Here is a 13,962-nt window from a genome sequence, read left to right on the forward strand (position 1 = left end):
CAGATACATCATTGCGTTCACAAGTGCTTGTATTACTCCATTCGAGTGTATTTAGGCGCGCTAAGTAACGTATCTGTAGCGATCGAGCAGTCCTTGACCTGTTCAGTGGGCTGGCTCACGATGAGCCCACAGGCTGGGTGTACAGCGAGTGAATGAGGTCGCCGCATGGTCTTTCGCAGTCCGTTCCCCGATGTCGAGGTCCCTGATGTGTCGCTGCACCAGCTGTTGTTCGGCGACATCGCCGACCGGGCGGACCGGGTTGCGCTGATCGACGGCATGTCCGGTGCCTCGCTCACGTACGGCCAGCTGGCCGGCATGATCGACAGGTTGGCGGCCGCCCTGGCCGCGCGCGGCATCGGCAAGGGCGACGTGGTCGGCATCCTCAGCCCGAACACGCCGTACTACGCCGTCGTCTTCCACGGCATCCTGCGTGCGGGCGCCACGGCGACCACGATCAACGCGCTCTACACGGCTGACGACGTCGCGCACCAGTTGCACGACGCGGGCGCGAAGATGCTGTTCACGGTGTCGGTGTTGCTGCCGAACGCCGCTCCCGGCGCCGCGAAGGCCGGTGTGACCGACGTCGTGGTGCTGGACGAGGCGGAGGGCTACCCGTCGCTGGGCGAGCTGCTCGCGAACGACCACCCGGTGCCGTCCGTGGAGATCAACCCGGCCGAGGACATCGCGGTGCTGCCGTACTCGTCCGGCACGACCGCGCTGCCCAAGGGCGTGATGCTGACGCACCGCAACCTGGTCGCGAATCTCGTCCAGTGCGGCCCAATTCTTTCGGATGTCGGCCCGCACACGCGAATTCTTGCGGTATTGCCGTTCTTCCACATCTACGGCATGCAGGTCCTGATGAACAACGGCCTGTACATCGGCGGTGTCGTCGTGACGCTGCCGAAGTTCGAGCTGCCCGAGTTCCTGCGCGTGATCGCCGAGCACAAGACCGACCGCGTCTACATCGCGCCGCCTGTCGCCGTCGCCCTGGCCAAGCACCCGATCGTCGACGACTACGACCTGTCCGCGATGAAGATGCTCTTCTCCGGCGCCGCCCCGCTGGACTCCGACCTCGCCGACGCGGTGAAGAAGCGCATCGGCTGCAAGATCGCGCAGGGCTACGGCATGACCGAGATGTCGCCCGTCAGCCACGCGATCCCGGACGGCCGCGACGACATCTCGATCGGTACCGTCGGTGTGATCATCCCCAACCTCGAGTGCCGCCTGGTCGACCCGGCCACGGGTGAGGACGTCGGCGTCGGCGAGCGCGGCGAACTCTGGTGCAAGGGCCCGAACATCATGAAGGGCTACCTGAACAACCCCGAGGCCACCGCCGCCACCATCGACGACGAGGGCTGGCTGCACACCGGCGACGTGGCCGTGATCGACGCCGACGGCATCGTCTCGATCGTCGACCGCGTCAAGGAACTGATCAAGTACAAGGGCTACCAGGTCCCACCGGCCGAGCTCGAAGCCGTTCTGCTCACCCACGACGAGATCGCCGACGCGGCGGTCATCGGCGTGCGCGACGAGGACGGCGAGGAGGTCCCGAAGGCCTTCGTCGTGCGGCAGCCCGGCTCGTCCCTGGCCGCCGACGCGGTGATGGAGTTCGTGGCTTCGCATGTGGCGCCGCACAAGAAGGTCCGCGCGGTGGAGTTCATCGAGGCGATCCCGAAGTCGGCCGCCGGCAAGATCCTGCGCAAGGACCTGCGGGCTCGCGAGCAGGGTTGATCTTGAGGTCGCGGTCCGGGTCAGCGGTCATCGTCTGCCGTTGACCGCTGGGTTCTGCCACCGCTCACGGAACATGCACGGGAACGACGAACGCCCCCAGCGAGATCATTGCTGGGGGCGTTCGTCATTGAGTCTGCCTGCGAAGACGTGAGACATCGGGGTTTCGAAAATCCGCCTGGCTGTAATCAGCGGGGCGATTGACTCTTTCTTTCCCGAAAAGCCATGGACATACCCGCTCTGGCGACCGCTCATGCGTTGGGCGTAAACACTTTCGGGTGAAGAACGCCGGAAAAATACGTCTGTCCACTTGCGACAGCTGTGGCCGGGGCTAATGTGACGGCACTCGATCACCGCGTGCATTCCTGTCCAATGCTGGACGGGGTGCGACCTCAGCGCTCCCTTGTCTGGTTTGAAACGGGGAAGTTTCCATGTTCAATTTGGGTGCCCTGCGTCGCACGGTCCTCGGGACTGTGGCAGTCGCCGTTGCGGTCGGTTCCGTTCTGGGATCGTCCGGTGTCGCCTTCGCAGGTGGGGACGACACGAAGGCCTCTGGCTTCAGCCAGGTCGCGGCTGCCCCGGTGTACGCGGACGCGCCGATCGACCAGGTGGTCGGCACCGTCGGTGCGCCGCTGGTCAACGCGAACATCCCGTGCCCCGCCCCCTGGAACCAGGGTGGCCTGTTCGGCGCCGACTACAACGCCTGCAACACCGCCCCGGTCTACCAGCAGGACGCGCCTGTCGGTGGTGACCTGGTCGGCACGGAGCGGACCTGGGCGGACCAGCCCACGGGCTTCGGTCAGACCGCCGCCGCGCCGGTGTACGCCAACGCGCCGATCCACCAGGTGGTCGGCACTGTCGGTGCGCCGCTGGTCAACGTCAACGTCCCGTGCCCCGCTCCGTGGCAGCAGGGTGGCCTGTTCGGCTCTGACTACAACGCCTGCAGCACCGCTCCGGTCTACCAGCAGGACGCGGCCACCAAGGGCGGCCTGCTCGGCCGATAAGGCTCGGTCTGCCAATACCGACGCCACGGTCCGAAAGTGATGGGGTGGATGTCGCCTTCGAGGGCTCGGGCGACATCCACCCCGTTTCGGTTGGGCATTCTTGCTTGCACTTGCAAGAAATGCTGGAAAGGCCCTACCCGCTTTCTGTCAACCCGCTGCATCGGCCGGATCTTCGGGGCCGCCTGCCTGGAACTTCGCTCCTGTTCCGGGCAGGCAGACGCACTGCGTCGACGAGTGAAAAGAAGAAGCCCTGTTCGTTGCTGCGGCGGACAGGGCTTCTTCTCGTACGGAGAAGCCGTTCAGCCGGGCGTGACGAACCGCATGAACGGACATAGGTCTTCAAGCACGGCTGCCGCCCCTAGGCCTGCTTGCGCACGCGGAAGCGGAGCATCGTCACCGCACCCGACTGCGTGTTGCCGAACGGTTCCAGGTCGATCCGTCCGAGACCCGAGGTCGAGAACCGCACGCCGTCGCCGAGCAGCACCGGCAGGACGTACACCAGGACCTCGTCGACGAGTCCTCGCCGCAGGCACTGACTGGCCAGGTCGGCGCCGAGGATCTCCAGGTTCTTCCCGCCCGCCGCCGCGCGCGCCGTGGCGACGGCCTGCTCCAGGTCGCACGTGAGGAACGTGATGCCGGGCTCCGGCTCGTCCGGCGGCCGGTGCGTCAGGACGAACTGCGGTCCCCCGTCGTAGTCGGCGTCCCCCTTGTGCATCCGCTTGGCGACCTCGTGGGTGCCCCTGCCCACGAGCATGGCGCCGGTGGCCCGCATGACCTCGGGAAAGGGGTTCTCCCTGAAGTACTCGATCACCCAGTCCATCGCGTGGTCGGGACCTGCGATGAAGCCGTCCAGCGACATCGACCTGTTCACGACGACCTTGCCGAGATCGGCATCGGAATCACTCATGCCGGTACCGACCCGCCGCGGGTCGCGAACTCATCGGCGCATGGCAGGCTAGCTGCCATGTCTGTCGGAACCTTGGTGCTGCTCCGCCACGGCGAGAGCACGTGGAACGCGGAGAACCTGTTCACCGGATGGGTGGACGTTCCCCTGTCGGAGAAGGGCGAGCGGGAGGCCCGCCGCGGTGGCCAGCTGCTCAAAGAAGCCGGTGTGCTGCCGGAGATCCTGCACACCAGCCTGTTGCGCCGGGCGATCATGACCGCGAACCTGGCGCTCGACACCGCCGACCGGCACTGGATCCCGGTCAAGCGCGACTGGCGCCTCAACGAGCGCCACTACGGCGCGTTGCAGGGCAAGAACAAGAAGCAGACGCTGGAGGAGTTCGGCGAGGAGCAGTTCATGCTCTGGCGCCGGTCCTACGACGTCCCGCCGCCGCCCATCGAACCCGGCAGCGAGTACTCCCAGGACTCCGACCCGCGCTACGCGGACCTCGGCCCCGACCTGCCGCTGACCGAGTGCCTGCTCGACGTCGTGAAGCGCATGCTCCCGTACTGGGACGAGGCGATCGTGCCGGACCTGCGCACCGGCAAGACCGTCCTCGTGGCCGCGCACGGCAACTCGCTGCGCGCGCTCGTGAAGCACCTCGACGGCATCTCGGACGAGGCCATCGCGGGGCTGAACATCCCGACGGGCATCCCGCTGCGCTACGACCTCGACGAGGACCTGAAGCCGCTCAAGCCGGGTGGCGAATACCTCGACCCGGACGCCGCCAAGGACGCGATTGCCGCAGTGGCCAACCAAGGTCGCTGACCGCATTGTGAGAAAGGCGCATCCGGCGTTCGGGTGCGCCTTTCGGCGTGTTAGGACACGGTTGGGTGAACACGGTCTGACCAGGGCGGGAACAACCGTCCACTGAGGTGTCGCGGGTATCACGGTTCACGCTTGTGCACTAGGCCAAGACACCTCCGGGCTGCTTACCATTCGCTTCGTGACCACAACGGGTTACCTCGCTGTGTCGATCGGCCTCGCGCTCATCGGCGTGATCGCCGCTTTCTTCGTTGGCAGGTTCACCGCTCCCAGCCGTCCGCGAGCCCCCGAGGGCCTGACGGTCGCCGACCTCATGCAGAGGATCGTCCAGGACTCCCACGACGGCATCGTGGTGCTGAACCACTTCGGCGACGTCGTGCTCCACAACCCGAGAGCCGAAGAGCTCGGGGTCGTCCGCAACAACCGCGTCGACGACCGCGCGCGCAAGGCCGCGGAGGCCGTCCGCAACAGCAACGAGGTCGTCTACGTCGACATCTCGCCGCCGGAGGGTTCCAAGGGCCGCCAGCCCGCCGCGGTGCACGCCGAGGTCCGGCTGCTCACCGAGGGCTTCACGGTCGTGGACGCGAGCGACGAGTCCGAGGCCGTGCGGCTGGAGAAGACGCGCCGCGACTTCGTGGCCAACGTCAGCCACGAGCTCAAGACCCCGGTCGGGGCCCTCGCGCTGCTCGCGGAGGCCGTGCTGGACGCGAGCGACGACCAGGACGAGGTCCGCCGCTTCAGCGCGAAGATCATGCAGGAGGCCACCCGCCTCGGCGTGCTCGTCACCGAGCTGATCGCGCTGTCCCGCCTGCAGGGCGCGGAGAAGCTGCCGGAGCTGTCCGACACCGAGATCGACGTCGTCATCAACGAGGCGTTGTCGCGGTCCAAGCTCGCCGCCGAGTCGGTCAACATCTCGATCACCACCGACGAGCCGAGCGGCTTCGTCGTGCCGGGTGACAGGTCGTTGCTGGTCACGGCGCTGACGAACCTGCTGGACAACGCCGTCGCGTACTCGCCTCCCGGCAGTCCGGTGAGCGTGAGCCGCAGACTGGTGGACGGGCACGTCGAGATCGCCGTGACCGACCGCGGCATCGGCATCGCCGAGGACCAGCAGGGCCGGGTTTTCGAGCGGTTCTACCGCGTGGACAAGGCTCGATCGCGTGCGACCGGCGGTACCGGTCTGGGGCTCGCGATCGTCAAGCACGTCGCCGCCAACCACGGCGGCGAGGTGAAGCTGTGGAGCCTGCCAGGAACGGGTTCCACCTTCACGCTGCGGCTTCCGGCCGCGGCGGCCGAGCCCAACCCGACTCTCGTGCCGACTGGCGCGGGTGACTCAGGAGGAGAGCTGTGACCAGGGTGCTCATCGTGGAGGACGAGGAGTCCTTCGCCGATCCGCTCGCCTTCCTGCTGCGCAAGGAAGGGTTCACCGCCGCGCTCGCGGCCACCGGCCAGGAGGCGCTCGAGGAGTTCGACCGCAACGGCGCCGACATCGTGCTGCTCGACCTCATGCTGCCCGGCATGAGCGGCACCGACGTCTGCAAGCAGCTGCGGCAGCGCTCCGCCGTCCCCGTGATCATGGTGACCGCGCGCGACAGCGAGATCGACAAGGTCGTGGGCCTCGAACTGGGCGCCGACGACTACGTCACCAAGCCGTACTCGGCCCGCGAGCTCATCGCCCGCATCCGCGCGGTGCTGCGCCGCGGCGGCGAGTCCGAGGACCTGCTCCCGCAGATCCTCGAGGCCGGCCCGGTGCGCATGGACGTCGAGCGTCACGTCGTCACGGTCAGCGGCCAGGACATCAGCCTGCCGCTCAAGGAGTTCGACCTCCTCGAGTACCTGCTGCGCAACGTCGGCCGCGTGCTCACGCGCGGCCAGCTGATCGACCGCGTGTGGGGTGCTGACTACGTCGGCGACACGAAGACGCTGGACGTGCACGTCAAGCGCCTGCGGTCGAAGATCGAACCTGACCCGTCGGCCCCGCGGCACCTGGTGACCGTGAGGGGTCTCGGTTACAAGTTCGAGTCCTGACGGACACGACCAGGTACCGTTTCCGGCGTGCGCCTGGGCGTTCTCGACGTGGGTTCCAACACCGTCCACCTACTGGTGGTGGACGCGCATCGTGGTGCCCATCCCATTCCGACCACGTCCGAGAAGTCGATCCTCCGTCTCGCCGAACAGCTCGACGGCAAGGGAGACCTCTCCAAGTCAGGTGCTGACCAGCTGGTCCGCGCGGTGGCCGGCGCGAAGGCGTCGGCCAAGAAGTCGGGCTGCGAGGACCTGATGGCCTTCGCGACCTCGGCGGTGCGCGAGGCGGGCAACTCCGCGGAGGTGCTCGACCGGGTGCGCACCGAGACCGGGGTCGAGCTCAAGGTCCTGTCCGGCGAGGACGAGGCGAAGTACACCTTTCTCGCGGTCCGCCGCTGGTACGGCTGGTCCGCGGGCAAGCTGCTGTGCCTCGACATCGGCGGTGGCTCGCTGGAGCTCGCCGTCGGCCGTGACGAGAACCCCGACATGGCCTTCTCCGTGCCGCTGGGCGCGGGCCGGTTGACGAGGACCCGGTTCAAGAAGGACCCGCCGCGGCGCTCGGAGGTCCGCGAGACCTCCGACTGGCTCGCCGAGCAGCTCGCGCCCGTCGCGCGGAAGCTGAAACGCGCGGGTGAACCCGATCGGGTGGTTGCGACCTCAAAAACCTTCCGAACACTGGCGCGGCTCACCGGGGCCGCGCCATCGTCTGCCGGGCCCAGGGCACGCCGCGTGCTCACCGACGCGGGCCTGCGGCAGCTGATCGCGTTCATCTCCCGGATGTCGGCGCACGACCTGGCGGAGCTGGAAGGCGTGAGCACCTCGCGCGCGCACCAACTGGTCGCGGGCGCCCTGGTCGCGGAGGCCACGATGCGAGCCCTGTCACTCACGCAGCTGGAGATTTGCCCCTGGGCCCTCCGGGAGGGTGTCATCCTCAGGCGGCTGGATCACACTGATGGGACGGACCAGAGCGATACTGGACGTACTGGCCAGCACGGGGCACGGTGGAGTTGATGAGTCGAGAGAGCGGATCGGACCAGACGCAGCGCACAGTCGCTGAGCTGCTCGCCCAGTACGGGGGCAGCGCAGAGAGTGCGCCACGTCGGCGACGCCGCCGAGCGGCTGACGACGAGGACGAGGTCCAGCAGCCGGAGACCGCCCCGCAGACGATCATCGAGCGGGTCCTGTCCGACAGCGGCCGGCTCATGGCGATCCGCGACGACGACCAGGCACCGTCCGGCCGTCGCGCGGCTCCCGAACCTCCCGTCGTCGCACCACCCCCCGTCGCGAAGCCCGCCCCTGTCGCACCGCCTCCCGCTGCCGCCGAGCGCACCGCCTACCAGCCGAAACCGCCGGTGGTCCCGCCCGTGCAGCCGCCCCAGGTGCGCAGACCCGGACCTCCCGCGACACCGCCTCCCGCTGCCGCCGAGCAGACCCGGCAGGTGCCGCCGGTCCGCGACCAGCCGTCGCGGCCCGACATGCCCCGCCCCGAGGCCGCACGTCCGGAGGCGCCCTCGCGCTCGGACATGCCGCGGCCCGAGGTGAGCTCGCGCCTGGACGCCGGAGCGCCGCCCGCACCGTCGCGCACGAACATCACCCGGCCCCCCAAGCCGGTGCCGCCGTCGGTGCAGCTGCCGAAGCCCCCTCCGCAGAGCCCGCCGCCCCGAGAGGCGATGACGGAGCAGCTCCCGCGCATCCCGGCCAAGGCGCCGGTGGACAAGATCGCCGCGCTCGAGACCGAGTCCGTGCTGATCGTGCCGCCCGCCCCGCCGAGGCTGCCCGAGCCGCTGCCGAACAACGTCCCCGACGCCTGGTTCAGCGACGACGAGGCGGACGTCCAGACCGACCTGTCCATGGCGCCGATGGAGTCGACCGCGGCCCACCCCGGCCCGTACGTGGACGACGACGACTCGCAGGAGTACGCCGTCTACCGCGCCGAGGACGACTACCTCGCGGACTCCGACGAGGCCGAGGACGAGGGTCCGGCCGGCCTCGACGACGCCGACGAGGCCACGGACGAACCGGACGAGGAACCGGTCCGCTCGCCCGCCAAGGAATGGCTGATCATGATCGGCCAGCTCGCCGTCGGCGTGCTCGGCGGCGCGGCCCTGTGGCTCGCCTTCAACTTCCTGTGGCGCTCCGTACCCGCCGCCGCACTCGTCGTGGCGCTTGCGGTTACCGTGGGCCTGGTGTTGCTCGTTCGAAAGATCCGCCGAGCGGATGATCTGCAGACCACCGTCCTGGCCGTGCTCGTCGGCCTCATCGTGACCGTCTCACCAGCGGCGATGCTGCTGGTGAAGAGTTGACCGCCCGCATCCCGGTCGGGCTTTCCACGGCGTCGGTCTACCCGCAGCCTGCCGGAGCGGCGTTCGAGATCGCGTCCGAACTGGGCTACGACGGCGTCGAGCTGATGGTGTGGGCCGACCCGGTGTCCCAGGACATCCGCGCGGTCGACCGCCTGTCGTCCCGAACGGGCATGCCGGTGCTCGCCGTGCACGCGCCCTGCCTGCTGATCTCTCAGCGGGTGTGGTCCCCGGATCCGGCCGAGCGCCTGCGCAAGTCGGTGAAGGCGGCCCAGGACCTGGGCGCGCCGACCGTCGTGCTGCACCCGCCGTTCCGATGGCAGCGCAAGTACGCGGACGGGTTCGCCGAGCTCGTGTCGTCCCTGGAGGACGAGAGCGGGATCGCGATCGCGGTCGAGAACATGTTCCCCGTGCGCCGCCCGTTGGGGCGCGGGCGTTCGGTGGAGATGACGGCGTTCAAGCCGTCCGTCGACCCGACCGACGTGGGGCACAGCAACTACACGCTGGACCTCTCGCACTCGGCCGCCGCGCACATGGACGCGCTGGAGCTGGCCAAGCGGATGGGTGACGGGCTGCGGCACATCCACCTCGCCGACGGGTCCGGCGCGCCGAAGGACGAGCACATGGTGCCGGGGCGCGGTACTCAGCCGTGCGCGGAGCTGTGCGAGATGCTCGCGCGCGGCGGGTTCGACGGGCAGGTCGTGCTGGAGGTCAACACCCGCAGGGCCGCGACGCCGGCCGCGCGCCGGGAGATGCTGGCCGAGTCGTTGCTGTTCGCGCGGTTGCATCTGGACTGGCCCCAGTCGAGTTAGGGTTCGTGGTGTGAACCCGCTGCGAGCGTTGATCATGGCCGCGTCTCGCAACGAGACTGTCCGCCACCTCGTCGCCAACGCGCCCATCAGCCGTGATGTCGTGAAGCGCTTCGTCGCGGGCGAGACCACGAAGGACGCCGTCGACGTCGTGCGCGGCCTCGGGTTGCCGGTCACGCTGGACTACCTCGGCGAGGACACCACCGACAAGGCTCAGGCCGAGAAGACCGTGCAGGCGTACCTGGAGCTGCTCGACGCGTTGCACGCGGCCGGTCTGGCCCAGGACGCTGAAGTGAGTGTCAAATTGTCCGCAGTTGGACAGGCGCTCGACGAGTCGCTCGCCCTGACGAATGCCAGTCGGATCTGCGCCGCGGCCGAGCAGTGCGGGACCACTGTGACGCTCGACATGGAGGACCACACCACCACGGATTCCACGCTGCGGGTCCTGAACGAGCTGCGCCGGACGTGGCCGTGGGTGGGCGCGGTGCTGCAGACCTACCTGCACCGCACGCTGGACGACTGCAAGCAGCTCGCGGGCCCCGGCAGCAGGGTGAGGCTGGTCAAGGGCGCTTACGCGGAGCCGCCGGAGGTGGCGATCCAGGACCCGCACGAGGTCGATCTGAACTACGTGCGGTGCCTGAACGTTCTCCTCGCTGGGGAGGGGTATCCGATGTTCGCCACGCACGACCCGAGGTTGATCGAGATCATTGGCGAGCGGGCCCGCTGGTATGACAAAACCGACTTCGAGTACCAGATGCTCTACGGCATTCGGCCCGACGAGCAGAGGCGTCTCGGCACTCGTGTTTATGTCCCCTATGGCGAGCAGTGGTACGGATATCTCATGCGGCGACTAGCAGAACGGCCTTCCAACGTGACTTTCTTCTTGCGGTCGCTGGCCAGCCGCTCATGACCTTCACCAAGTCCAGCGCGGTGCGGTCACTCGGTGACGGAACCTTCACAGCGTCCCTTCCCGCCGAGTGGACCGTCGGTCCCAAGCCCCACGGTGGGTTCCTCCTCGCGGTGATGACGCGCGCGGCCTCCCAGATCGCGGACGGCGACCCGCTCGCGGTCTCCGCCCAGTTCCTCCGCGCGCCCGAGATCGGACCGGTGCTGGTCAGGACGGACGTGCGCAAGGCGGGGCGGACGGCCACGGTCATCGCGGTGACCCTCGAACAGCGCGGCCAGGTGTGCGTCGAGGCCTCGGTGACGACGGGCCGGATCCCCGAGCACCGCGCCGACTACGCGAACCTGCCGTCGATCCCCGCCGCGCCGCCACCCGGTTCGGTGGAGCTCGCGACGTTCCCCACCGGCGGGATCTACAAGGTCGGCAGCCTGTGCGACCTGCGGGTCGACCGGGAGTCGGCCTCGTTCCTCGACCGGCGCACGGACGGGCCCCTCACGCTGAAGCTCTGGGCGCGGCCGATCGACGAGCAGCCGGACCCGTACTTCGCGTTGCTCGCGGGCGACCTGTCGATGCCGGTGACGTTCAACCTCGGCCGCTTCGGGTGGTCGCCGACGGTGCAGCTGACCGCGTTGCTGCGGGCCAGGCCGGCGCCGGGATGGCTGCGCATCCACGTGACCTGCCAGTCGGTGCACGGGCAGTGGTTCGACGAGGACGCCACGGTGATCGACTCGGCTGGCCGGCTGGTGTGTCAGGCACGGCAGTTGGCGTTGACACCAGCTGTGTGAGACTTGACCGATGACGAAGATCGCGGTGCTCGGCGCGGGCAAGATCGGTGAGGCGCTGCTGTCCGGGCTTCTGCAGGGCGGCCGGTCGGCCGCCGATCTGATGTTCACGGAGAAGCACGAGGCCCGTGCGCGCTCGCTCACCGAGCAGTACGGGTTCGAGGCCGTGGACGTCACCGGTGCGGCCGCGCAGGCCGACGTGTTGATCGTGGCGGTCAAGCCGCAGGACATCGAGCCGTTGCTCACCGAGCTCAAGCCGGTGCTGCGGCCCGGCACGCTCATCGTCTCGCTGTGCGCGGGCCTGCCGACGTCCCTGTACGAGCGCAGGCTGCCCGCGGGCACTCCGGTCGTGCGGGTCATGCCGAACACGCCGATGGTCGTCGGAGAGGCCATGAGCGCGGTCTCCGGCGGCTCCAACGCCACGCCCGAGCACCTCAAGGTCGTCGAGGAGCTCCTCTCGACCGTGGGCAAGGTCGCGGTCGTGCCGGAGTCGCAGCAGGACGCGGTGACGGCCCTGTCCGGCTCTGGTCCCGCCTACTTCTTCTACCTCGTCGAGGCGATGATCGACGCGGGCATCCTGCTCGGCATCCCGCGCGACCTGGCGTCGACGTTGATCATCCAGTCGGCGGTCGGCGCGGCAACGATGCTGGCAGAGGGCTCGTCGCACCCCGTCATCCTGCGCGAGGCGGTCACGTCGCCCGCGGGCACGACGATCATGGCCATCCGCGAGCTGGAGAAGCACGGCGTCCGCGCGGCCCTGCTGGCCGCCATCGAGTCGGCGCGCGACCGGTCCGTCGAGCTGGGCAGGCAACACGAAGACTGAGAGAAGCTCACCTCGCTTGGACGTCGCAGGAGTCACACCAGTCCCGCTACTCTCAAGAGAGCACGTGCGTGTCGAACCGTCGGTGGGGAAGACCGACGGCACGACACGTGTCGAAGGATGCGGTGATACATGCCTGCGAAGGAGAACGAACGAACAGGTCTCGCTCAGGTCCAGTTCCTGACCGTGGCCGAAGTGGCCTCGATGATGCGGGTCTCGAAGATGACCGTGTACCGCTTGGTGCACTCCGGTGAGCTGCCCGCGGTGCGGGTCGGCAAGTCGTTCCGGGTGCCCGAGAAGGCGGTCCACGCCTACCTCGAGAACGCGTACTTCGACGCTGGCTGACGGTGGCTGAAGACTGGCGAACCCCAGCGGGTAGACTGGTAGGCCGATCGTGCTTACCGGCGCGCCGTGCTTGACACGGCCAAGGCTGGGGCGCGCCAGTCAAAGCAACGTCTAGAGCTAAGGATCCCGCATGGGCTCGGTCATCAAGAAGCGCCGCAAGCGCATGTCGAAGAAGAAGCACCGCAAGCTGCTGCGCAAGACCAGGGTTCAGCGTAGGAAGCGCGGCAAGTAAGCCCGCTTGCGCTCTCACCGCCGCTGGTTCCCTCACGGGGACCGGCGGCGGTTGCATTTCCGGGACCTGTCAGCGGTAGTTGCAGTGGCACGGAATATCACCCACTGGGACGAGCCGCGGGAAACACGGGAACGGTCGCCGCCGATCGGGTGATTAGCCGGTAAAGCCTTCGTGACCTGCGTCAAGACGGCGTTCCGGCCCCCTCCGGTTTCCGATTGGGCTTGTAGCATCGACCAATCGCAACGCCCATCTGCTTGGAGTCGCATGACGCCCAAGGTCGTCCTCGTCACCGGAGTCAGCCGCTTCCTCGGCGGCCATCTCGCCGCGCGGTTCGCCGCCAACCCGGACATCGAGCGCGTGCTCGGTGTGGACACCGAGCCGCCGCCACGTGATCTCCTGCGCCGGATGGGCAGGGCGGAGTTCGTGCGGGCCGACATCCGCAACCCGCTGATCAGCAAGGTCATCTCCACCGCGAACGTGGACACGGTCGTCCACGCCTCGGTCACCGCCAGCCCGGCCGGGCCCACCGGCCGCACGGTGATGAAGGAGATGAACGTCATCGGCACCATGCAGCTGCTGGCCGCGTGCCAGAAGTCGCCGAAGGTGCAGAAGCTCGTCGTGAAGTCCACCAGCGCCGTGTACGGGTCGAGCTCGCGCGACCCGGCGGTGTTCACCGAGGACATGGGCCCGAAGGACCTGCCGTCGTCCGGCTACGCCAAGGACGCCGTCGAGGTCGAGGGGTACGTGCGAGGGTTCGGCCGCCGCAGGCCGGATGTGAACGTCACCACGCTTCGCTTCACGAACTTCATCGGCCCGCGCATCGACACGGTGCTGACGCGTTATTTCGCGCTCCCGGTGGTACCCACCGTGCTGGGTTACGACGCTCGCGTGCAGCTGCTGCACTCCGAGGACGCCCTCGCTGTCCTCGAACGCGCGACGCTGCACGACCTGCCCGGAGTGTTCAACGTGGGCGGCGACGGCGTGCTGCTGCTGTCGCAGGCCATCCGCCGGGCGGGCAGGCTGAACCTGCCGGTGCCCAGCGCGGCCGTGCCCACGGTCGGCGGCTTCTTCCGGAGCGCCCGGCTCGTCGACTTCTCGCCCGACCAGATGAGGTTCCTCAACTGGGGGCGTGTGGTCGACACCACCCTGCTGCGCAAGGAATTCGGGTTCACGCCGCGGTGGACCACCCAGCAGGCGTTCGACGACTACGTGAGCGGCCGAGGTCTGAAGCCGTTCATCGACCCAGAGACGATCGAGGCTGCGGAACGGGGAATCCTCGACGCAGCCGCTCGTTTCCGCTGATCT

General features: G+C 68.4%; 15 protein-coding genes. 14 read left to right on the top strand and 1 reads right to left on the bottom strand.

Annotated features, from left to right (window positions below; genetic code table 11):
• Positions 1-165 precede the first annotated feature (165 nt).
• Together ABZ345_RS04740 and ABZ345_RS04745 are read left to right on the top strand one after the other, a co-directional pair.
• Positions 166-1,731: a 4-coumarate--CoA ligase family protein gene (locus ABZ345_RS04740; RefSeq protein ID WP_359842926.1), complete on the top strand. Its 1,566-nt coding sequence runs from the start codon at positions 166-168 to the stop codon at positions 1,729-1,731.
• A 428-nt stretch (positions 1,732-2,159) separates the two neighbouring features.
• Positions 2,160-2,732: a hypothetical protein gene (locus ABZ345_RS04745; protein ID WP_359842928.1), complete on the top strand. Its 573-nt coding sequence runs from the start codon at positions 2,160-2,162 to the stop codon at positions 2,730-2,732.
• A 358-nt stretch (positions 2,733-3,090) separates the two neighbouring features.
• Here the strand turns inward: ABZ345_RS04745 and ABZ345_RS04750 are convergent, their stop codons facing one another.
• Positions 3,091-3,639: a dihydrofolate reductase family protein gene (locus ABZ345_RS04750; RefSeq protein WP_359842930.1), complete on the bottom strand. Its 549-nt coding sequence runs from the start codon at positions 3,637-3,639 to the stop codon at positions 3,091-3,093.
• A gap of 57 nt (positions 3,640-3,696) precedes the next feature.
• Between ABZ345_RS04750 and ABZ345_RS04755 the strand changes: the two genes are divergently transcribed.
• The 12 genes from ABZ345_RS04755 to ABZ345_RS04810 all read left to right on the top strand — a co-directional run bounded on the left by ABZ345_RS04755 (position 3,697) and on the right by ABZ345_RS04810 (position 13,959).
• Positions 3,697-4,443 (top strand): phosphoglyceromutase, encoded by a 747-nt coding sequence (locus tag ABZ345_RS04755; RefSeq protein ID WP_359842932.1) that lies wholly within the window; start codon positions 3,697-3,699, stop codon positions 4,441-4,443.
• A gap of 178 nt (positions 4,444-4,621) precedes the next feature.
• Entirely contained in the window at positions 4,622-5,791 is a 1,170-nt protein-coding gene (locus ABZ345_RS04760) for an ATP-binding protein (protein WP_359842934.1), read from the top strand.
• Positions 5,788-6,468, top strand: coding sequence for a response regulator transcription factor (locus ABZ345_RS04765; protein WP_109629061.1), 681 nt, complete (start codon positions 5,788-5,790; stop codon positions 6,466-6,468). The genes ABZ345_RS04760 and ABZ345_RS04765 overlap by 4 nt, the downstream gene beginning before the upstream one ends.
• Before the next feature lie 27 nt (positions 6,469-6,495).
• Complete coding sequence (locus ABZ345_RS04770) at positions 6,496-7,476, top strand: Ppx/GppA phosphatase family protein (RefSeq protein WP_359842936.1); 981 nt, start codon at positions 6,496-6,498, stop codon at positions 7,474-7,476.
• Positions 7,476-8,768 carry a hypothetical protein gene (locus ABZ345_RS04775; protein ID WP_359842937.1) on the top strand — a complete coding sequence of 431 codons (1,293 nt, stop codon included), beginning with the start codon at positions 7,476-7,478 and terminating at the stop codon, positions 8,766-8,768. The genes ABZ345_RS04770 and ABZ345_RS04775 overlap by 1 nt, the downstream gene beginning before the upstream one ends.
• Entirely contained in the window at positions 8,765-9,577 is an 813-nt protein-coding gene (locus tag ABZ345_RS04780) for a sugar phosphate isomerase/epimerase family protein (RefSeq protein ID WP_359842939.1), read from the top strand. Before ABZ345_RS04775 ends, ABZ345_RS04780 begins: the two co-directional genes overlap by 4 nt.
• A 10-nt stretch (positions 9,578-9,587) precedes the next feature.
• Positions 9,588-10,484, top strand: a complete 897-nt coding sequence (locus ABZ345_RS04785; protein ID WP_359842941.1) for a proline dehydrogenase family protein — start codon at positions 9,588-9,590, stop codon at positions 10,482-10,484.
• Entirely contained in the window at positions 10,481-11,263 is a 783-nt protein-coding gene (locus ABZ345_RS04790; protein ID WP_359842943.1) for a thioesterase family protein, read from the top strand. The genes ABZ345_RS04785 and ABZ345_RS04790 overlap by 4 nt, the downstream gene beginning before the upstream one ends.
• Before the next feature lie 10 nt (positions 11,264-11,273).
• Positions 11,274-12,083 carry a pyrroline-5-carboxylate reductase gene (proC, locus tag ABZ345_RS04795; RefSeq protein ID WP_359842945.1) on the top strand — a complete coding sequence of 270 codons (810 nt, stop codon included), beginning with the start codon at positions 11,274-11,276 and terminating at the stop codon, positions 12,081-12,083.
• Between the two features lie 129 nt (positions 12,084-12,212).
• Positions 12,213-12,425: a helix-turn-helix domain-containing protein gene (locus ABZ345_RS04800; protein ID WP_030477960.1), complete on the top strand. Its 213-nt coding sequence runs from the start codon at positions 12,213-12,215 to the stop codon at positions 12,423-12,425.
• Positions 12,426-12,555: 130 nt separating this feature from the next.
• The gene (locus ABZ345_RS04805) at positions 12,556-12,657 is read left to right on the top strand and encodes an AURKAIP1/COX24 domain-containing protein (RefSeq protein WP_015105422.1); all 102 of its coding nucleotides are present in this window, start codon (positions 12,556-12,558) and stop codon (positions 12,655-12,657) included.
• 264 nt (positions 12,658-12,921) lie between these two features.
• A complete protein-coding gene (locus ABZ345_RS04810) occupies positions 12,922-13,959 on the top strand; it encodes an NAD-dependent epimerase/dehydratase family protein (protein WP_359842948.1) in 1,038 nt (345 codons plus the stop codon).
• Positions 13,960-13,962: the final 3 nt, after the last annotated feature.

It is taken from the genome of Lentzea sp. NPDC005914 (genome assembly GCF_040629405.1).
GTDB lineage: Bacteria > Actinomycetota > Actinomycetes > Mycobacteriales > Pseudonocardiaceae > Lentzea.

What these genes read in the sequence shown, in the direction of transcription:
- ABZ345_RS04740 (WP_359842926.1), top strand. Translation starts at nt 166, where the DNA reads ATGGTCTTTCGCAGTCCGTTCCCCGATGTCGAGGTCCCTGATGTGTCG.
- ABZ345_RS04745 (WP_359842928.1), top strand. Translation starts at nt 2,160, where the DNA reads ATGTTCAATTTGGGTGCCCTGCGTCGCACGGTCCTCGGGACTGTGGCA.
- ABZ345_RS04750 (WP_359842930.1), bottom strand. Translation starts at nt 3,639, where the DNA reads ATGAGTGATTCCGATGCCGATCTCGGCAAGGTCGTCGTGAACAGGTCG.
- ABZ345_RS04755 (WP_359842932.1), top strand. Translation starts at nt 3,697, where the DNA reads ATGTCTGTCGGAACCTTGGTGCTGCTCCGCCACGGCGAGAGCACGTGG.
- ABZ345_RS04775 (WP_359842937.1), top strand. Translation starts at nt 7,476, where the DNA reads ATGAGTCGAGAGAGCGGATCGGACCAGACGCAGCGCACAGTCGCTGAG.
- ABZ345_RS04790 (WP_359842943.1), top strand. Translation starts at nt 10,481, where the DNA reads ATGACCTTCACCAAGTCCAGCGCGGTGCGGTCACTCGGTGACGGAACC.
- proC (WP_359842945.1), top strand. Translation starts at nt 11,274, where the DNA reads ATGACGAAGATCGCGGTGCTCGGCGCGGGCAAGATCGGTGAGGCGCTG.
- ABZ345_RS04800 (WP_030477960.1), top strand. Translation starts at nt 12,213, where the DNA reads ATGCCTGCGAAGGAGAACGAACGAACAGGTCTCGCTCAGGTCCAGTTC.
- ABZ345_RS04805 (WP_015105422.1), top strand. Translation starts at nt 12,556, where the DNA reads ATGGGCTCGGTCATCAAGAAGCGCCGCAAGCGCATGTCGAAGAAGAAG.
- ABZ345_RS04810 (WP_359842948.1), top strand. Translation starts at nt 12,922, where the DNA reads ATGACGCCCAAGGTCGTCCTCGTCACCGGAGTCAGCCGCTTCCTCGGC.